Annotated in this window: 17 protein-coding genes; 9 read left to right on the top strand and 8 right to left on the bottom strand. The window is 67.6% G+C overall.

What is annotated here, in order from left to right:
• Positions 1 to 59: 59 nt before the first annotated feature.
• From pelG to G7045_RS11835, 7 genes are read right to left on the bottom strand one after another with little or no spacing between them, the layout of a single operon-like run.
• Positions 60 to 1433, bottom strand: coding sequence for an exopolysaccharide Pel transporter PelG (gene pelG / locus G7045_RS11865; RefSeq protein WP_166159835.1), 1374 nt, complete (start codon positions 1431 to 1433; stop codon positions 60 to 62).
• Entirely contained in the window at positions 1421 to 2974 is a 1554-nt protein-coding gene (gene pelF, locus G7045_RS11860; RefSeq protein WP_166159834.1) for a GT4 family glycosyltransferase PelF, read from the bottom strand. Before pelF ends, pelG begins: the two co-directional genes overlap by 13 nt.
• Entirely contained in the window at positions 2971 to 3975 is a 1005-nt protein-coding gene (locus G7045_RS11855; RefSeq protein ID WP_166159833.1) for a hypothetical protein, read from the bottom strand. The genes pelF and G7045_RS11855 overlap by 4 nt, the downstream gene beginning before the upstream one ends.
• Complete coding sequence (locus G7045_RS11850; protein WP_166159832.1) at positions 3968 to 5308, bottom strand: PelD GGDEF domain-containing protein; 1341 nt, start codon at positions 5306 to 5308, stop codon at positions 3968 to 3970. Before G7045_RS11850 ends, G7045_RS11855 begins: the two co-directional genes overlap by 8 nt.
• Positions 5309 to 5324: 16 nt before the next feature.
• Positions 5325 to 5873, bottom strand: coding sequence for a penicillin-binding protein activator LpoB (locus tag G7045_RS11845; protein WP_166159831.1), 549 nt, complete (start codon positions 5871 to 5873; stop codon positions 5325 to 5327).
• A gap of 14 nt (positions 5874 to 5887) precedes the next feature.
• Positions 5888 to 9811, bottom strand: a complete 3924-nt coding sequence (locus G7045_RS11840) for a tetratricopeptide repeat protein (protein WP_205737191.1) — start codon at positions 9809 to 9811, stop codon at positions 5888 to 5890.
• A complete protein-coding gene (locus tag G7045_RS11835; RefSeq protein WP_166159830.1) occupies positions 9771 to 12581 on the bottom strand; it encodes a bifunctional glycoside hydrolase 114/ polysaccharide deacetylase family protein in 2811 nt (936 codons plus the stop codon). Before G7045_RS11835 ends, G7045_RS11840 begins: the two co-directional genes overlap by 41 nt.
• 93 nt (positions 12582 to 12674) lie before the next feature.
• Between G7045_RS11835 and galE the strand changes: the two genes are divergently transcribed.
• The 9 genes from galE (at position 12675) to tatC (ending at position 17870) form a co-directional block, all read left to right on the top strand.
• Positions 12675 to 13691, top strand: a complete 1017-nt coding sequence (gene galE / locus G7045_RS11830) for a UDP-glucose 4-epimerase GalE (RefSeq protein WP_166159829.1) — start codon at positions 12675 to 12677, stop codon at positions 13689 to 13691.
• Between the two features lie 45 nt (positions 13692 to 13736).
• The gene (gene hisF / locus G7045_RS11825; protein ID WP_166159828.1) at positions 13737 to 14516 is read left to right on the top strand and encodes an imidazole glycerol phosphate synthase subunit HisF; all 780 of its coding nucleotides are present in this window, start codon (positions 13737 to 13739) and stop codon (positions 14514 to 14516) included.
• 111 nt (positions 14517 to 14627) lie between these two features.
• Positions 14628 to 15017 carry a phosphoribosyl-AMP cyclohydrolase gene (gene hisI, locus G7045_RS11820; protein WP_205737240.1) on the top strand — a complete coding sequence of 130 codons (390 nt, stop codon included), beginning with the start codon at positions 14628 to 14630 and terminating at the stop codon, positions 15015 to 15017.
• Between the two features lie 5 nt (positions 15018 to 15022).
• Positions 15023 to 15406 carry a phosphoribosyl-ATP diphosphatase gene (locus G7045_RS11815; RefSeq protein ID WP_166159826.1) on the top strand — a complete coding sequence of 128 codons (384 nt, stop codon included), beginning with the start codon at positions 15023 to 15025 and terminating at the stop codon, positions 15404 to 15406.
• Positions 15403 to 15798, top strand: coding sequence for a hypothetical protein (locus tag G7045_RS11810; protein WP_166159825.1), 396 nt, complete (start codon positions 15403 to 15405; stop codon positions 15796 to 15798). The genes G7045_RS11815 and G7045_RS11810 overlap by 4 nt, the downstream gene beginning before the upstream one ends.
• Before the next feature lie 33 nt (positions 15799 to 15831).
• Positions 15832 to 16188 (top strand): histidine triad nucleotide-binding protein, encoded by a 357-nt coding sequence (locus G7045_RS11805; RefSeq protein WP_166159824.1) that lies wholly within the window; start codon positions 15832 to 15834, stop codon positions 16186 to 16188.
• Between the two features lie 94 nt (positions 16189 to 16282).
• On the top strand, positions 16283 to 16528 hold the full coding sequence (gene tatA, locus G7045_RS11800) for a Sec-independent protein translocase subunit TatA (protein ID WP_166159823.1): 246 nt from the start codon (positions 16283 to 16285) through the stop codon (positions 16526 to 16528).
• A gap of 24 nt (positions 16529 to 16552) precedes the next feature.
• Positions 16553 to 17023: a Sec-independent protein translocase protein TatB gene (gene tatB / locus G7045_RS11795; protein WP_166159822.1), complete on the top strand. Its 471-nt coding sequence runs from the start codon at positions 16553 to 16555 to the stop codon at positions 17021 to 17023.
• A 55-nt stretch (positions 17024 to 17078) separates the two neighbouring features.
• Positions 17079 to 17870, top strand: coding sequence for a twin-arginine translocase subunit TatC (tatC, locus tag G7045_RS11790; protein WP_166159821.1), 792 nt, complete (start codon positions 17079 to 17081; stop codon positions 17868 to 17870).
• Between the two features lie 13 nt (positions 17871 to 17883).
• Here the strand turns inward: tatC and G7045_RS11785 are convergent, their stop codons facing one another.
• Positions 17884 to 19026, bottom strand: a complete 1143-nt coding sequence (locus G7045_RS11785; RefSeq protein WP_166159820.1) for a trypsin-like peptidase domain-containing protein — start codon at positions 19024 to 19026, stop codon at positions 17884 to 17886.
• Positions 19027 to 19042: the final 16 nt, after the last annotated feature.

The raw sequence follows: 19042 nt of genomic DNA, 5'->3' as shown, positions 1-19042 counted from the left end.
TTGTGCCTGCCCCGGCGGGGCGGCTATTGCGGTGGTGATTGCAGTGGCAATTGCGGTAGCTATTGCAGCATGAAGGTGCGGTATTCGAGTCGCCCCAGGCTGCGCGAGAGCAGCAGCAACCCCGTAGCCAGGGTGAGCAAGGTGGCCAGGGCAAAGCCGTAGCCGTAGAGGGCGGCGCCGTGCAGCAGGGTGTAGCCCGTGAGCAGCACGTTGAGCAGCACGAATTGCACGCACAGCAGCAGCACGATGCGCCGCTGGTCGAGGTAGAAAAACACGTTGAGCACCGCCATCAGCCCCACCTGCAGGCCCGCGCCCACCACCTGCACGTACAGCAGCGGCAGGTACAGGCGCGAGATGCCCAGGGCGTCGAGCACCCAGGGCCCGGCGACGAAGGTGGTGAGCACTGCCAGTGTCTGGATCTTGGCGATCTCGCCCAGGCCCTGCTGGATGGCGTACACCATCTCGTCGCGCATGGTCTCGATGTATTCGAGCGAGCCGCCGCCGCGCACGGCGTCGTAGAACTTGTCGTAATACTCGACGAAGTCGGTCTCGATGCGCACCAGGAACACCGCCATGCCGGGAATGATGGACAGGTAGGACAGGAACACCGGCAGGTCGTAGATGAGCGAGGCGCGCAGCGCGCCGATGATGGGCTGCGAGGTGGGCGGGAAGAACCAGAACATGAACTTGTCGGCCCAAATGCCCAGGTTGTAGAGAAAGCCAATCGCTACCAGCGACAGGTAGAGCTTGTCCGGCTGTAAAAAATCGAATGCCACCAGCTGGCGCGTCGGGCTGAACTCCTTGACCACCAGCAGCCACATGCCCGCCAGCAGCACGTAGTGGCCGAGGACGAAGCCGCCGAGCAACCCTTCAAGCCCCCAGGGCCGCAGCAGCAAGGCGCTGGCGACGATGAGTGTGTACGACAGGCCAAACAGCGCCACGATGGCCTTGTAGCGCTTCATGCCCGAGAGCAGCACCGTCAGCACCCAGACGCCGCACAGGAGCGTAAAGCCGGCGAGCATCAGCAGGCGGTAGAGCAGCCCCTGCTCTGGCAGGAGCACGAACAGCGCCACGCTGGCCAGGGCGCTGGCGCCCAGCAGCACCAGCACCAGCAGGCCGTGCAGGTTGGGCATGACCAGGTGCTTGTGTTTCTCGAACAGGCGGTCGGAGATGAAGCGTGTGAACGCCAGTTGCACCAGCCCGGTGTAGATCAGGCTGCAGGCCACGAGGTAGGTGACCGAGGTCTGGAACTGCGTCACCAGATGCGCCGGCACGACCACGCTGGCGCTGAAGATACCGATGAGCAAGATGCCGACGATGGACAGCACCCAGGGCCCCGAGCCAATGACGCCGGCGTAGGCGTAGGCCTGCATCAGGCTCAGCAGGGTGTTTTTGCGCAGCATGTGGCGCAGCTCAAAACCTATGCCGGCCATGGCAGTCCTTTCGGCGCGCGCGCCAGCGCGTCTTCGTACACGCGGCGGTAGCGGGCAAACATCAAACGGTCGGTGTAGTAGCGTTCGACGCGGGCGATGGCCGCCGCGCTCGCCGCCTGCCAGGTGGCCGGGTCGGCCAGCAGCTGCAGGGCGGCGTCGGCCAGCTGCTGCGGTGCGGCGATCGGCACCACGGCGCCGCTGGCGCCCAGGGCCTGGTCTTCGGCGTCGAGCCCCTCGACCAGCTGGCGGCAGGAGCCGACGTCGGTGCTGACGGCGGGCACGCCGGCGGCGTAGCCTTCGAGCAGCACCAGCGGCAGCGCCTCGCTGATCGAGGACAGCACGATGAGGCCAATCTGCGGCATCAGCTCCTCGACTTTGCGAAAACCCAAAAAATGCACATGCGCTTCAAGTCCCAGGCTGCGCACCAGGTTGTGGCATTCCTGGGCGTAGGCCGGGTCTTCATCCTCGGGGCCGGCGATCCAGCCCTGGGCGTCCGGGCGCTGGTTGACGACGCGGCGCATGGCGCGGATGAAGGTCTTGATGTCCTTGATCGGCACCACCCGCCCGATCAGGCACAGCACCGGCGGCACTTCGGTCGGGCGCTGGGCGCGCAAGGGGGCGAAGCGTTCGAGCGAGATGCCGTTGGGGATGTTGCTCGTGCGCTCGGCGGCGGCGCCATCTTGCACCTGGCGCAGGCGGTTGGTTTCGTACAGCGCCAGGATGGGGTCGGCGTGGGCGTAGCAGTAGCGCCCGAGCCACTCAAAGAACTGGATCCACATCTGGCGAAAGTACGACAGCTCGCTCGGGTCGCGCTGGAAGATGTTGCGGTTGTCTCGGATCCACTCGCTCTTGAAGAGGTCGATCTTGCGCTCTTTGGTGTAAATGCCGTGCTCCGACAAGATCAGCGGCACGCCGCGCGACTGCGCCAGCAGACCGCCGAGAAAGCCGGCGTAGCCGGTGCTGGCGCAGTGCACGGCGCGCACCGGCAACAGATCGTGCGCCACGCGTGCGAGCAGCCACAGCGGCTGGAACATGATGCGTACGGTCCAGAAAAAATCGACGAACGACGGGTCGGCGCAGTGCTCGCGGTAGACCTGGCACAGGATGTCCCAGGCGCGCCGGCTGTAGAGAAAATCGCTCAACTGCAGGCTGCCGCCGGGCATGAGTTCGAGTACCACCTCCTGGAACAGCGCCAGCGCCCGTGGGCTTTGTGCGCCTTCGCCCAGGGCCTGCAGCAGGCGCTCGACCAGGGCGGCGGCCTCGGCATGGCCGGCGCGTGCCGCTGGTTGCTCGTGCAGGCCGTGCGGTGGCTCGTACAGGAAATGCTCCTCGAAGTGCACCACGTTCGGCGGCAGCGCGTACTTGAAGGTGCCGTAGTCGCTGCGCCGGCTGCCCAGAAAGACGATGGCAAAACGGTACTCGGGGTAGGCGCGGATGATCTGGTTGAGCCAGCTGGAGACGCCGCCGCTGACGTAGGGGAACGTGCCTTCGAGCAGCAGGGCGATGTCGGCACTTGCCGCCTGCGGATGGGCCTGGGTCATGGCTGCTTCCAGTAGTCGATCACGGGGCGCAGGCGCGGCAGCGCGTTCCACTGCCCCAGCTCTTGCAGCAGGGCGCGGGTTTGGTCAAAGTTGCGTTCCGTGAAGCTCAGTTCCGCCTGGTACGGCAGCACGCGCGTGGCCGGCAGCCCCAGCGCCAGCGCCTGCTGGTACGAGGCCCGTGCCTGCGCCTGCTGGCCCAGGGCGTGCTGCAGCCGGCCCTGGCGCAGCAGCAGCGGCGCGTTGCCGGGCTGCTGCTGCAGCACCTGCTGGCAATAGCGCAGCGACTCGGCCATGGCGTGTTGGCGCAGGTCGCCCTGCACCAGCTCCTGGTAGATCAGCTCCCAGTACAGGTCCGACAGGCGCTGCGCGCCCGCCTGCACCTGCTCCTGCTGCTCCAGCGACTGGGCTGATTGCAGCGCGTCCAGCTCCTGGTCGATGCTGCGGTTGATGCGCTTTTCCAGGTTGTCGAGCATCCCGTAGGCGAGTAGGCGCAGGTCTTCGCTCGGGTCGCTGAGCACCTCGCGCAGCAGCGGCGAGGCGGTACGCCCCGGCACATGCTGCAGGCTGGCCATGGCGCGCAGGCGCGTGTGCAGCGGCGCCTGGTGGTTGCTCAAAAAGGAGCGCAGGCCGATCTGACGCATGGCGCTGTGGCGTTTTTGGTGCTGGTCGAATTCGGGGGTCTGCAGTGTCTCGAAGGCCGCCAGGCCGAGCTGCCCCCGGTACAGGCGCAGCACGACGAAGGCGGCAATCACCCCGAGGAAACCGGCAATGGGCACGGCGTAGCTGCAGGCCACCATCAATGCCAATGCCGCCCAGCGCGGGCGCGTCAGGCGTGGCGGCAGCAGGGGCAAGAGCGACAGCGACAGCAGCACGCTGGCGGCGCCGTGCAGCAGCAGGTAGCTCAGCAGCGCGGTATCGGAATGCTCCTGCTGCAGCAGGCCCGCACTCCAGGCGCCTATTTCCAGGCCGATGGCGGAAATTCCGAGCTTGAGGTTAAGCATGGGCCAGGGCCTGTAGCTGGGCCACGGTGGCCCGGGGGGCTTGGCCTTGCAGCGTCAGCACCTGCACAAAGATGCCGGCGGCATCGAGCGTGCCGCCGCTCTTGTGGTGCATCCAGCTCTCCAGGCGGGCGATGTAGCCTTCGGCGCTGCTGGCCTCGCCCAGCGGCATGAGCACTGCCAGCAGGGCCTGCTGGTTTTTTTGTAGTAACCAGGTTTCATCGAGTTCACGCTTGAGACGCAGGATTTGCTGCGGTAGCTCCTGCGCCAGCGCCCGAGCCTGGAACTGGAGCGCAACGATGATGCTCGGCACGCCGGTGCTGGCGTGAATATGCGCCAGGCGCTGCAGCTCAAAGGCGAACAGCGGCGGGCATTCTGGGTGGGCCTGCACGATGGGCTGGGCCAGGGCCTGCATCGACAGACCGTCGGTGTAGTAGCCCAGCAGCAGGTTCAGGGTCTGCAGGTTTTCTTCCTGCAGGGCAAAAAAAGGCATGTCCTCGACCAGCAGCAGGCCGTAGGGCTCGCCCCCGAGGTCGAGCAGGGGGGCTGCCACCAAGTAACGCGAATGCTGCTGCGTGCTCAAGGTCTGGCTGATGTGGCACATGCGCCGCATTTGCAGTGCCTGCTGCACCATCGGATCGTGTGTCTGCAGGGGGGTGCAGCTGCCCAGCTGGGCCAGGGGCTGTGTCTGCAGTGCGTCTTGGGTGATGGGGTACAGGGCCACGGCTTCGAGCTGGCAGAACTGTGCCAGCAGGCGCAGCAAAGTGCCGGGGGCCTGCGCCAGGGCGGCGGGCTCGCGGCCAATGTCGCGCAGTGCCGCCAGTGCGTCGCGCATCGACATGGGGCGGCCAATGAGTTCTTGCTCCAGTTTGTCGTGCGACAGGCGCAGCAGGTAATGCTGGCGCACCAGCTGTTCCAGGCGCTGCTCCAGGTACTGCTGTAGCGTCTCGGCGCGGCGCGCGCGGGCTTGCCACAGGCTGGAGAACTCGCCCACCAGCATGGTCAGGATGAGGCCGCCGAGGAAATACATCTGTGGAAAAACATCCCAATGTCCGAGTTCCAGTAGCAACCAGCCACCGAGCAGCACGCTGGCGCTGGCCAGGCCAGCCATGGGGCCGTAGCGCAGCGCCGCTACCACCGGCGCCAGCCAAGGCCAGGGGAAGGCGCCCTGGGTTTGCAGCGGGTCATTGGGGGCCCACCAGAACCCCAGGGCCAGGGCCAGCAAGGGCAGCGCCAGGGCCTCGCCCAGCACGGCCAGGGGATGCGAGGGACGTTCGACCAGCCGACCCAGCAGTTGTGCGGGCAGGTGCAAGGGGGACGATTGCGGCGCGGCCATGGCGGGGTGCGGCGCTTCAGTGGGCGTCGGCCAGGCCGGAATGCAGCAGCTTGCGCATGAGCTTGTGCGCGACGGCGGTCAGGGCCTCACGGCTCCAGCCGCTTTGGCCGCCGGTGCCGCTCCAGAGAATGTTGCCGTTGGCGACGTCGATGATCTGCAGCGTCAGGCCGACGGCGGGCTCGCCATCGACGCCGACCTTGTAGCGCCACTCCTGCACCGAGCCGGTGAGGGCGTAGCGCACCTGCTGCGCGCGCGCCCAGGCCAGGGCCTCTTCCTGGCGCTGGCTGTCGTCGCTGTTGAACAGTGCTTCTTGCTGCGTGCTGCGTGGGGCGTTGCGCACGGCGCCGACCTGCTGGCCGATGAGCAGCGCCTGCGCCACGGCTTCGGCGCGCTGGCCGGCCAGGGGGGTGTCGGTCTGGTTGGCAAAGGGCAGCACGACCCAGCTGGCGCCGCGTTCGAGCGGCACGGACTGGCCGCGTTCGACGGTGGAGCAGGCGGCCAGCAGGGCCAGGGCGCCGGCGGCGGCGAGCAACGGCAGGCGGCGCAGAAGGGGGAGGTATCGCATGGTGGTTCCCGTTGTTAGAAATGAAGGCGGTAAGTCAGCAGCAGGCTGCGCGTCAGGCCCAGGGACTGCACGCCCGAGCGTGTCAGGCCAAAGCCCAGGGCCAGGTGGTCGGCGCCGAGCACGCTGCCGGCCATGCCCAGGCGCAGGCTGTAGCCCGGCCCCAGGCTGCTGTGCCAGGTGCGGCTGAGGCTGGCGTAGGGCTGCAGGGCGCGGGTGTATTCCTGCTCGTAGCGCAGGTTGGTGGAAATTTGCACGCCGTAAAAGCGGAAATTGTCCGGCAGGAAATAGTCCAGCCCGGGTGTTCCCACCTCGGGCGCCAGAAAGCGCTGCGCATAGGCCAGGCCCTGTTCGCCCAGGTCGGCCGGGTCGCGTCGGGTGTAGCTGTGCGCGGACCAGAAGGCGCCCCATTCCAGGCCGGGGGTGTCCTGGCGGTAGCTGTGGCTGTATTCGATGCCGCTGTGGCGCCCGCGCCCGACTTCAGCGCCGGTTTGCAGCTGGTAGCGTTCGCGCCAGTGCGACAGCAGCAGCCGGTCCTGGCGCGTGGCCTGGTAGGCCAGGTTCAGCGCCCAGCGGTCTTTCATGCCGGCCACGCGCAGCGCCAGACTGTCTTCGCTTTCGAGCTGGCGGCCGATTTCGGCGCTCAGGCGCAGGCGGTTGTCCAGGCGCTGCTCGTGGCGCAGCAGCAGCGGTGCGGTGTGGGTGTAGCCGGCGCGGTGCGCGGCGCGCAGCTGGGTTTCGCCGTCGTTGTGGCGCCAGCGCAGCAGCACCGATTCGATGCCTTCGATGGGAATGTTGCGCAGCAGCTCGGGCGATACCTGGCTGCGGCGCACGCTTTTGAGTTCCACGTCCAGCGTCAGGCGCGGGTGGATGGCCACGTGCAGCAGGCTGCCCGCCTGCAGCTCGTCCATGCCGCCGAGCTGCTCGTACTGCACGCGCGCGCCGGCGTGGTCGCTGAAGGCGAGCAGGTTTTCGGCCAGCTGCAGGTGCAGGGGGTTGTCGTCGGTTTGTGCCTGCTGGGTCTCGAAGGCAGCGCTTTGTGCCTGGCGCGTGGCGTCGATGGCGGCGGCGGCGTTGACGCGGTCGTAGCGCGGCAGGCGCTCGTCAAAGGCTTGCAGCAGCTCGCCGGTGCTGGCGCGGTCGTCCTCGGCCAGGGCGATGGTGATTTCGGCCCACAGTGGCCGGTTGGCGGCCAGGCCCTGGCTGCGTGCGTATTGCTGCCATAAAAAACCGCGCTCGGCGTTGTATTGGCCGCTGTCTTGGAGCCAGCCGATGGCGGCCTCTGCTGCCGCGTTGGAGTAGCCGCTGCCGTCTTGCGCCGCGCGATCAAGGCGCAGCAGCTCGCGCAGCACGGCCAGGCCTGGATCGCCGGGGTTTTGGCTCAGCACCAAGCGGGCGCGGGCCACGCGCCGCGTGGCATCGAGCCCGGCTTGGCTGAGCCACTGCGCACGGGCCTGGGCGCGGCCCAGGTGCTGGCCTTGGCGCGTTTGCTGCCACTCTTTGCTCAGCAGGTGCCGGCGCAGGCGCCAGGCGCGCTCGGCCTGCTGGTTCTGGTCGAGGGCGTCGGCGTAGTTCATGAGCCAGAGGAAGTCGTCCTCGTGCTCGGCCAGGTGCGGTGTGAGGTAGCGCGTGAGCGCCACCTGCGGCTGCGACAGCGCCTGGTAGGCCGAGGCCAGGCTCTCGTGCATGTCGCTGCTGGCGCTCCAGCGGGCCTCGTGCTGCACCAGCAGCTGGCGCAGGGCAGGGGCGTCGTTGCCGTCTATCAGCAGCCACAGCAGCGCCTGGCGCATTTCGTTGGCCTCGGGGGCGGCGCGCAGTGCCGCTTCGTAGAACGGGCGTGCGCGCTGTGCTTGGCCCAGGTGCTGGTAGTACAGCCCTTGCAGGCGCAGTAGCTGAGGTTCGCTGCGCAGCAATTTTTGCGCCGCCGGCTGGGCTTGCAACTGCGCCAGGGTGCGGCCCATGGTGGCCCATTGCTCGGTGTTGCTCCACAGCGTCAGCGCCTGTGTCAGGTGGCGCAGCTGGTGGTGCTGCTGCCAGGCGAGCCAGGCCATTTGTGCGGCTTCTTGGGGCTGCGGCGTCAGCAGCAAGCGGATGAGGGCGTCGTAGTCGGCGATGCTGGCCTCGGGCGTGTTCACCAGCCTGCGGTAGGCGGCCAGGGCGAGGGCGTGGTGGTCGCGGCTTTCGGCCAGGCCGCCGGTCATGCGCCAGAGTTCGGTGGCCTGATCGAGGTTTTCTGTGGGCAGGTCTTGCACGGCTTCGAGCCAGGCCAGGCCCTGCGCGGCCTGCCCTTGGGTCAGGGCCAGCACAGCCGCTTGCATGGCGCGGGCCACGCTGCGCTCGGCGGGCTGGGCCAGGAGCTGGCGCCAGGCGTCGAGGGCGATGTCGGGCTCGCCCGCGCGCTCGGCCAATTGCGCCAGCCATTGCAGCGCCTGGGGCGCGCGGGCGTGTTGGCGCAGGTAGTCAAGCGCTGGCCGGGGTTCGCCCAGGCGCTCCTGGGTGTCGATGTACTGGCGCAGCAGGGGCAGGTCGCTGGGACGGTGGGCGAGTTCACGGCGCAGCGCTTGCGCCAGGGCGGCGTCGTCAAACTGGCCTGGGGCCAGGCGCAGTACGGCCTGCCAGGCGTCTTCTTGCCCCCCGTGGCGGGCCACCAGCAACCAGTTTTCCAGGGCCAGTGCGGGGCGTGCCGTCCATTCGCTGACCTGGGCCAGGCGCAGGCGCCAGGCCATGTCATCGGGCTTTTGGTGCACGGCGGCGTTGGCCACGGCCCAGGCGTCGGCCAGGTCGCGGTTTTCAAGAAAGACTTCGTAGCCCAGGAGGTAGGTTTTTTCGTCAAACGGCAAGCCTGGGGTGGCGTTGGGAGGGGGGCTTGGGGCGGGTTTGTCGGCCACCTGCAGACCGGGCGTGCGCAGCCAGTGGGCACCGTCGTCGAAGCGGGCGCTGGTGATGGTTGGGGTGGCGGTTGGGGCGGGGTTGTGCTGCCAGCGGACGGTTTGCAGGCGCCAGCCGCTGCTGGGGTTGTCGGCGCTGGCCTGGGCCAGGGTGGCGGCGGGGGCTTGCCACTGCTGCTGGAGTGCCAGGCGCAGCAGGCGGCGTACATAGTGCTCGGCAATGTCGGGGCGTCCGGCGGCGCGCGCCAAGTTGGTGAGCATGTACAGCATGGCCGGGTCGTCGGCCCAGGGGCCGATCTCGCGTTCGGCCAGCGTCAGCGCGGCCTGCGGCTGGTTGCCCGATTGCAGCGCTTGCACGGCGGCCAGGTAGTACTGCTGGGCGGCTTGGGGGTCTGGGCTGCTGTGGCGCGCGGCCAGGTAGAGCTGGGCGCAACCGGCGTAGTCGCCCCGGCCCAGGGCTTCTTTGGCGGCCTGGGCGTAGTACAGCGCGGCCTGTGCCGGGTCGCTGGGGGCGAGCTGGCGGCTCAGGGCCAGGGCCAGCGCGTGTTCATCGAGGGCGCTGGCCTGGGTGGCCAGCTGCAGCAGGCGTGTGCGTGGCCAGGGGTGCTGCGCCAGTGGGTGGATTTGGCGGCGCAGGGCTTGGTATTGGGCGCGGCGCTGGTCGGGGCTGTGGTTGCTGTGGTGTTGGTATTCGGACCAGCTCAGCTCCCATAGTGCCCATTGGGCATCGGCCTGTACGGCAGGATCGTCGGCGCTGAGCGCGGGTTGCAAGGTGTTGCGGGCGCTGCTGGTTTCGCCGTGGGCAATCTGGCGCTGCGCCAGCAGCAGGCGCAGGCGCGGGTTGTCGGGGTCGCTGCGCAGCAAATTGGTGAGGTAGTTGGTCGAGAGCTCGCTCTCGCCTCCGTCGGCCAGGCGCCGTTCCAGGTTTTGGCGCGGGTACAGCAGCCACAGCGCGCCGCCGACCAGGGCCAGCAGCAGCAGCACCAGCCAGGCGGGCGCGAGCGTGGGGCGCTCAACGTGCGGGGCAGAGGATCTCGAGCGCAGCGGCAGCATCGGGCAGGCGGTAGCGTTGAACGCCGGTCGGGGTCGAGCCGGGCAGGGGGGAGAGGGCACGCTGGGCGTGGCGGACCTGGCAGCCTTGTGTCTGCGCCAGGCTGAATTCGAGTGGCACGTGGCCTTGCAGGCGCAGCTCGGTGCGCTGGCCGTCGGCGCTGGGCTGCCAGCCGAGCAGGCGGGCGTTGGCGTCGTACAGATAGGGCTGGGCGTGTTCAGGGGCCGTGCTGCGGGTGCGCAAGGTGGCGTGGGCGCTGCTCAGGTGCAGGTAGGCGCCTTCGGCGCCGGGGCGCCAGCCGGCGACGCCTTGGCTGGCTGCCGGGTCGGGCTGGCCCAGGGCGGGGGGCAGGCGCAGGGTGCGCAGCTGGCCCTGGCCGCGCAGGCGCCAGGCGTCGCCGTCGCGGGCGAGGGCAAAGTCGTAAAAATCTTGCACCTTGCGTGCGAATTCGCTCGCGTGCACTGGGTGCAGGGGCTGCGCCAGGGCCCAGTCGTACACCTTGTGCAGCGCCTTGAGCGCCGCCGGCTTGGAGGCCGAGTAGGTGTGGTAGTAAATGCCTACGGGCTTGATGCGCCGGGGGCTGTCGGTCATTTGGAAGGTTTCAATGGCACGCTCGAAGCCGTAGAACGGCCCGGTCCAGAGGTGGGTGTAGATGTTTTCGTTGGTGATGGGTGCGTACACCTGCAAATAGCCGTCTTTGCGGATGCCGAGGGCGCCGATGGCGGTGAGCGAGGGGTTGTTGCGGCTGATGGAGGTATCGCCGCCATTGAGGTTGAGCAGGCCCGCGCGCGCGGTGATGGCCAGGGCCTCGGCGCTCGGTGCCGTGTCGCCCGACCACTGCAGCAGCACGACGCGCTTGCCCGGGGGCGCCAGGCGGGTATTGATGTACTGGCTGGAGCCGACGATCTCGCGCTCCAGATTCATCTGGTAGCCGGGGATGTGCAGATTCCGTGCCGCTTCCCCATCTTTTTGGAACAGGCCGTGCTGTACGGAGTGGTCCCATAAAAACGGGTGTGAGTAAGTGTGGCTGCCGATTTCCATGTGGGGCAGCTTGAACATGGCGCGGGCAATGGCTTCGAGCCGGGGGCTGAGCTGGGGCGAGAGGCCGTCGGGGGCGGTCTCGGCCTCGACGATGGACATGGTTTGTGGGATACGGTATTTCTCGAACACCTGCTGCTGCAGCACCTGTGCTGCCGGTGGGCTGCCGGGGAATTCTGCCAGGGAGTTGAAGCCGTCGCCATCGACGTGCACCAGCAGCAGGCGACGGCCGTTTTCGGTGGTGGTGTCGGGCACGGGCAGGGGCGGCAGGCGCAGCGCCTGCTGCACGAAGGCGAACGGATCGACGATCCAGCGCGCAGCCTCGGTGCCGGGGATTTCAGTGAGCACGTCGGGGTCGAGCACAAAGCCGCCCCAGGGCGTGATGGCGCCGCCCGTGGCGCGCTGGCCGCGTGCGTCGTCGAAGGTGATGAGGGGCGTGGACTGCTGCGCCATGGCGGGCGTCAGGCGCGGCAGGTCGGTTTGCTGGCTCGGCAGCGGCGGTGGCGCTTCCAGTCCCATCATGGGGTGCAGGTTGCTTTGGCGCAGCGGCGGCTGCAGCGGGTTGTCGCTGCGCAGCAGGCCCAGGCGGCGCGAGAGCTGGGCGCCGGGCTCCATGCCAAAGTCGCCCACGATGGCCAGCGGCAGGCCGTCGTCGATGCGCTCTGCCAGCCAGGTGTCCACTTCCCGGCGCCGGGCTTGCGGCATGAAGCCGGAGAACCAGGTGACGATGCCGGCGTAGCGGTCGGGCCAGACCTGCTGCGGCAGGCCCTGGCGCACGTCGGCGTAGTCGGTGACGTAGCCCAGGTGGTTGAGCGGCATTTGCAGGTAGCGGTGGGCGTTGGCGTAGTTCAGCGCCGGCGCCTCGTCGCCGTTGTAGAGCACGAGCACGCGCCGCGCGACAGGGTCGATGGCGCCGACGCCGATGCTGCCCAAGTCGGCGTCGCTGACCCAGGGGATGAAGCCATCGGCAGCGATGCGCGCGGCCGTCTGGCGTGCCAGGGCGCGGTTGTGCGGTGCCACGTAGTCGATGGCCAGTGCTGGCAGGCCAAATTCTTGTTGCGCCCGCCGCAGCTGCGCTTGCAGCCATTGGCGGTCGGCTTCGGGCACGGCTTCGTAGCGCTGGGCGGCGGCGTTCCAGCGTTGGTAGAGCGACTCGGCGGCCACCATCTCCACTTTGCCCGGCAGCTGCGCCAGCAGGTCAAACCCCCGGTTGAAGATCAGGCGGATGCCGGGAAAGCGCTGGTGCAGCGTCTCGATGACGCGCACCAGGCCCTGCTGCTGCTGCGTTTCGTCGAACTTTTTTGCCAGGCGGTAGGAGTCGAGCGTGTCGAGAAAAAAGCCCCGGTAGCCCTGCTGCCACAGCGGCGCGACGACACGCTCGGCAAAAAACGCGGGCCAGTCGGGCTGGCTTTGGTCGATGACGTCGGACTTCCAGTCCTGGTTGCGCGCCAGCTTCCAGGCGGCGGGAATGTCGGGGTAATGGCCGCGCGTGGGGTGCACCTCGGTGACCGAGACGTAGGCGTAGGCTTGGGTGGGCGCCAGGGCCTGGCGGTCGAGCGTGCGGCTGGCGGGCTGGTCCGGGTCCACCACCAGGATGTCGAAGGTGCGAAATTCGCTCAGCTCCCGGCCCTGGCCGTAGTACAGCGCCACGGCTGGGGTGGCGGCAGTGGCCCCCGCCCCGTGCGATAGCAGCACGAGAACGAGCCAGAAAAATGTGCGCAAAAGGTGAGACATCGTCGGGTATCTTATGTGCTTCGGATTGTATTTAATTGTTGATCGGCATGTGTGCGCCGATTGAATTTGTTAATTGTTTGTAAGGGGTTTTGCGTGATTCTTGTCACAGGTGGCGCGGGCTATATCGGCTCGCACGTGTGCGTGGCGCTGGCGGCAGCGGGCGAACGTTTTGTGGTGCTCGATAACTTCAGTAACAGCCGGCCCTCGGTGCTCGAGCGCGTGCAGCAGATCACGGGCCAGGCGGTGCAATGTGTGCAGGGCGACGTGCGCGATGCGGCGCTGCTGCAGGAGTTGTTTGCCAGCCACGCCATCGAGGCGGTGATGCACTTTGCCGCTTTCAAGGCCGTGGGCGAGTCGGTGGCGCAGCCGCTGCGCTACTACGACAACAACGTTGCCGGCACGGTGGCGCTGTTGCAGGCCATGGACGCGGCGGGTGTGCGCAGCATGGTGTTCTCCTCCTCGGCCACGGTGTACGGCGATCCGGCGAGCCTGCCGATCCGCGAGGATTTCCCCTGCTCGGCCACCAACCCCTACGGCTGGAGCAAGCTGATGATGGAGCAGGTGCTGGCTGATCTTGACGCCAGCGCCCCCGGCCAGTGGCGCCTGGCACGGCTGCGCTACTTCAACCCCGTGGGCGCGCACGAGAGCGGCTTGATCGGTGAAGACCCGCAGGGCATTCCGAACAACCTCATGCCCTACGTGGCGCAGGTGGCCGAGGGCCGGCGCGAGGCGCTGGGCGTGTTTGGCAGCGATTACCCCACGCCCGACGGCACGGGGCTGCGCGACTACATCCACGTCTGCGACCTGGCCGAGGGCCATGTGGCGGCGCTGCGCTACCTGCGCGCGCACCCGGGGCTGCTGACGGTGAATTTGGGCACGGGGGTGCCGGTGTCGGTGCTGGAGATGGTGCGCGCCTTCGAGGCCGCCAGTGGGCGCGCCGTGCCCTATCGCATCTTGCCGCGCCGCGCCGGCGACGTCGCTGCCTGCTGGGCCGATCCGGCCCTGGCGCAGCAGCTGCTGGGCTGGCGTGCGCAGCGCGACGTGGCCGCCATGTGCCAGGACGCCTGGCGCTGGCAGGACGGCGTGGCGCGCCAGTTGGCACAGGCGTAGGGGTGGCCGTGGTATCTTGCGCGCCCCAGTCGTAGAACATTTGCCATGCTTGCCAAACGCATCATCCCCTGCCTGGACGTGACCGGTGGCCGCGTCGTCAAGGGCGTCAACTTCGTCGAACTGCGCGACGCCGGCGATCCGGTCGAGATCGCCGCGCGCTACAACGAGCAGGGCGCGGACGAACTCACCTTCCTCGACATCACCGCCACCAGCGACGGGCGCGACCTGATCCTGCCCATCATCGAGGCCGTGGCCAGCCAGGTCTTCATCCCGCTGACGGTGGGCGGCGGCGTGCGCACGGTGGCCGACGTGCGCCGGCTCTTGAACGCGGGCGCAGACAAAACCAGCTTCAATTCGGCGGCGATTGCCACGCCCGAGGTCATCAACCAGGCGAGCGACAAGTACGGCGCGCAGTGCATCGTCGTCGCCATCGACGCCAAGCGCCGCCAGGGCGAAGATTTGGCGCAGCGCGGCGAGGGCTGGGACGTGTACAGCCACGGCGGGCGCAAGAACACGGGGCTGGACGCCGTGCGCTGGGCCGAGGACATGGCGCGCCGGGGCGCGGGCGAGATCTTGCTCACCAGCATGGACCGCGACGGCACCAAGAGCGGCTTCGACCTGGCGCTCACGCGCGCTGTGAGCGACGCCGTCGGCGTGCCCGTGATCGCCTCGGGCGGTGTCGGCACCCTCGACCACCTGGCCGATGGCGTCACGCTCGGCGGGGCCGATGCCGTGCTCGCCGCCAGCATCTTTCACTACGGTGAATTCACCGTGCGCCAGGCCAAGGAGCACATGCGCGCACGCGGCATTCCGGTGCGGCTTTGATTGCTATAAAAACAAGAGCTGCTAGCGCTTGATTTGCTTGGGTTTTAATCGTATATGTAGCTGAATATGGCGCCAATCAAGCGCGAGCAGCTATCAAAAAAGGAGTCGGCCATGGATTGGCTGGAGCAGGTGCGCTGGGACGACAAGGGCCTGGTGCCGGTGATTGCGCAGGAAAAAGGCACGGGCGACGTGCTCATGTTCGCCTGGATGAACCGCGAGGCGCTGCAGAAAACGGCCGCGCTCGGGCGCGCGGTGTACTTCAGCCGCTCGCGCGGCAAGCTGTGGTTCAAGGGCGAGGAATCGGGCCATGTGCAGACCGTGCACTCCATCCGCCTCGATTGCGACCAGGACGTGATCTTGCTGAGCGTGACGCAAACCGGGCACGCACCCGGCATCGCCTGCCACACCGGGCGCCACAGCTGCTTTTACAGCGAGCTCCAAGGCGGCGCCTGGCAGGCGGTCGAACCCGTCTTGAAAGACCCGCAAACCATCTACAAATAAACCCCATGACCTCCACCAGCCAAGACTCCCTGGCCCGCCTGGCCGCCGTGATTGAAAGCCGCAAGCCCGCGCAGGGCGGCAACCCCGACAGCAGCTACGTTGCGCGTCTGCTGCACAAGGGGCCGGACGCCTTCCTGAAAAAAATCGGCGAGGAAGCCACCGAGGTGGTGATGGCCGCCAAGGACGTGGACCATGGCGCCAGCGCCGACAAGCTGGTGTACGAGGTGGCCGACCTGTGGTTTCACAGCATGATCGCGCTCGCCCACTACGGCCTGGCGCCGGCGGACGTGATCGCCGAGCTCGAACGCCGCGAGGGCACCAGCGGCATCGAGGAAAAAGCCCTGCGCAAAGCCCAGGCGCGCGCGCAGGAGGAAGGGGCGCCGCAATGAGGCCCGAGGACAACCCCGACATCATCGACGTGCAGGACGAACGCGCCGAGGGCCTCAAAGCCTGGGGCTGGGTGAGCTATGTGCTGCACCTGATCGTCGCCGTTGCCGCCGTCATTCCCGGCGCGCAGCCCAGCGCCGCGCTGCTGCTCATTGCCCTGGTGCTCGACCTGGTGAAAAAAGGCGAGGCCCAGGGCAGCTGGCAGGCCAGCCATTTTTCCTGGCGCATCGACTCGGTGCTGTGGGCCGGCGTGCTCTACCTGGTGACGGCGCCGCTGTGGCTGTTCTTTTTGCTGCCGGGCTGGATTGCCTGGAGCCTGATCTCGCTGTGGTTCCTGTACCGCATCGTGCGCGGCATGGTGGCGATGAACCGCAGCCAGGCCGTCACTTCCTGATTTTTGTTCCTGATTTTTGGAGCGCTTTCATCCATGCACGATCCGAACTGCATTTTTTGCAAAATCGCCGCCGGCCAGATTCCGTCGAAAAAAGTTTACGAGGATGAAGACCTCTACGCCTTCCACGACATCGCCCCCTGGGCGCCGGTGCACTTTCTCATCATCCCCAAGCAGCACATCGCCTCCATGGCGCAGGTGGGGGCGCAGCACGAGGCGCTGCTCGGGCGCATCATGGCGCTGGCGCCGCGTCTGGCGCTCGAGCAGGGCTGCAACCCGTACCCCGAGGGCGGCTTTCGCATCGTCGTCAACACCGGCGCCGAAGGCGGGCAGGAGGTGCAGCACCTGCACGTGCACGTCATGGGCGGGCCGCGCCCATGGCTCAAGGGTTGACGCCGATCAAGCCTGACCCTGCGCCGCGCCGGGGCGCCTGCGGGTGAACCCGGGCCTGCCGACTACAATTGATGCATTCCTTAGGAGATTTTTCATGGGCTCGTTTTCCATTTGGCACTGGCTGGTGGTGCTGCTGATCGTGGTGTTGGTGTTTGGCACCAAGAAGCTCAAGAACATCGGCTCCGACCTGGGCGGTGCCGTCAAGGGCTTCAAAGACGGCATGAAGGACGGCAGCGCCCCCGATGCCGCCACCACCCCGGCCGCACCCGCGCAGCAGGTGGCCAACCAGCAGGCCGCTGACGCCAACACCATCGACGTGCAGGCCAAGCAAAAGCACTGAAAACACGGAAGGCACTGAACGGCGATGATCGACATTGGCCTGTCCAAAATGGCGCTGGTTGGCGCTGTGGCGCTGATCGTCATCGGCCCGGAAAAGCTGCCGCGCGTGGCGCGCACCATTGGCACCTTGCTCGGCAAGGCGCAGCGCTACGTGGCCGACGTCAAGGCCGAGGTCAGCCGCACCATGGAGATGGACGAGCTGCGCAAGATGAAAGAGCAGGTCGAGGGTGCGGCGCGCGACGTCGAGCAGTCCATACAGACCGAAGCCCGGGCCTTTGAAAAAGACTGGAGCGAGGTCAGCGCCTCGTTGCACGATGCCTATGAGAGTGCGCCCGACAGTGCCCCGATCGTTCCGGTGTACCAAAACCCGGGCAAGAACTGGCGCCTCAAGCGCGGCACCACCCCGCGCTGGTACAAGGCCCGTGCCGGCGTGCGCACCCATGTGCAGTCCGGCGCAGCGCGCGTGGCGCGCTTTCGGCCGAAAAAATCCCGTTGAATCTGCGCCCGCCTGCGGCGCGCGGGGGGCTTGTTGACCGCCCCTTCTCCTAGCCATGTCCCAGACCCCACCCCCGAACGACGAACTCGCCGGCACCGAGCAGCCCTTTGTACAGCACCTGATGGAGCTGCGCGACCGCCTGCTGTACTGCGTTTATGGCATTGCCCTGGCGGTGGCGGTGCTGGCCATCTGGCCCGGGCCCAATGGCCTGATCGACTTCATCGCCCACCCCATCCGCGCGCACATGCCGCCGGACGCCAAGCTCATCGCCGTTGGTGTGTTTACGCCGTTTTTCGTTCCGCTCAAGGTGCTGCTGCTGGTGGCGGTGCTGGCCGTGCTGCCGTGGCTGATCTACCAGATGTGGGCCTTTATCGCTCCGGGTCTGTACAGCCACGAGAAGAAGTTTGCCCTGCCGCTGATCTTTTTTGGCAGTCTGCTGGCGTACGTCGGCATCGCCTTCGTGCAGTTTTTTGTGCTCGACAAGATGTTCGCCTTCATCCAGGGTTTCACCCCGGCGAGCGTGGCCGCCACGCCCGATATTGCCTCTTACGTCGAATCGATTTTGTCGCTCTACCTGGCCTTTGGCCTGGCGTTCCAGGTGCCCATCGTCGTCATGCTGCTGGTGCGCTTTGGGCTGGTGGAGGTGGCCAAGCTCAAGGCCTTTCGGGGTTATTTCATCGTCGTTGCCTTCATCGTTGCCGCTGTCGTTACGCCGCCGGACGTGATCTCGCAGCTGGCGCTGGCCGTGCCCATGTGTCTGCTGTACGAGGTCGGCATTCTGGCCGCCGGCTGGTTCGTACGCGTCTCCAAGGCGCCGGACGAGGACGGCGGCGCGGACGCCGCCTGAGCCTGACCCGGCTTTAGCGCCGCTGCACGCGCTGCTGCGGGCGCAGGCCGGGGGTGATGGGCAGCTGCAGCGCCTCGCTGCCGCGCTGCAGGCGCAGCTCGGCGCTCACGCCCGGCTGCAGCGCCGCCACCTGGGTCAGCAGCTCCGAGACGTTGTGCACCGGGTGCCCCGCCACCTCCACGATCACGTCGCCCGGGCGCAGCCCGGCCTGGGCTGCTGGCCCGGCCTGCAGCACGCCGGTGATGATGACGCCCTGCGCCGCCTTGACGCCGAAGGTTTCGGCCAGCTCGGGCGAGAGCTCGTTCGGTTCGACGCCGATCCAGCCCCGGCGCACCTGGCCGTCGCGCACGATGCCGTCGAGCACCTGGCGCGCAGTCGAGACCGGAATGGCAAAGCCAATGCCCATGCTGCCGCCCGAGCGCGAGTAAATCGCGGTGTTGATGCCCTGCAGGTTGCCGAGCACGTCCACCAGCGCGCCGCCGGAGTTGCCGGGGTTGATGGCGGCATCGGTCTGGATGAAATTCTCGAACGTGTTGATGCCCAGCTGGCTGCGCCCCAGGGCCGAGACGATGCCGCTGGTCACGGTCTGGCCGACGCCAAAGGGGTTGCCAATCGCCAGCACCTGGTCGCCGACGGCGAGCTGGTCGGAGTTGCCCAGCACGATCACGGGCAGCTTGTCGAGTGTGATTTTGAGGATGGCCAGATCCGTCTCGGGGTCGGTGCCGATGATGCGCGCCTCGGCGCGGCGGCTGTCGGTGAGGGTGACTTCGATCTCGTCGGCGCCCTCGACCACGTGGTTGTTGGTCAGGATGTAGCCGTCGGGGCTGACGATGACGCCGCTGCCCAGCCCGGTCTGCGCCTGCGCCGCCTGGTCGCCAAAGAAGAACTGGAACCAGGGATCGTTGCTGCGCGGGTGGCGCACCGCCTTGCTGGTGGTGATGCTGACCACCGCCGGCGCCGCTTTGCGCGCCGCCGTGCTGAAGCTGCCCGGGGCACTGCTGCCAGCGGGCGTGGGCGCCGCTTCGAGCAGCGTCACGCCGGCGCTGGAGATATGGGCGCTGCGGCGCAGCCAGTCGGGCTGCAAGGTGGCGACGACGAAGTAGGCCGCAACCAGCACGGTCACGGTCTGTGAGAACAGCAGCCAAAAGCGCTTCATGAAAATTGTGCTTTGC

The sequence above is a fragment of the Acidovorax sp. HDW3 genome (assembly GCF_011303755.1).
Taxonomy (GTDB): Bacteria; Pseudomonadota; Gammaproteobacteria; order Burkholderiales; family Burkholderiaceae_C; genus Paenacidovorax.
The sequence above is the reverse complement of the archived record's forward strand: the minus strand, read 5'-3'. Positions and strand labels throughout refer to the sequence as shown.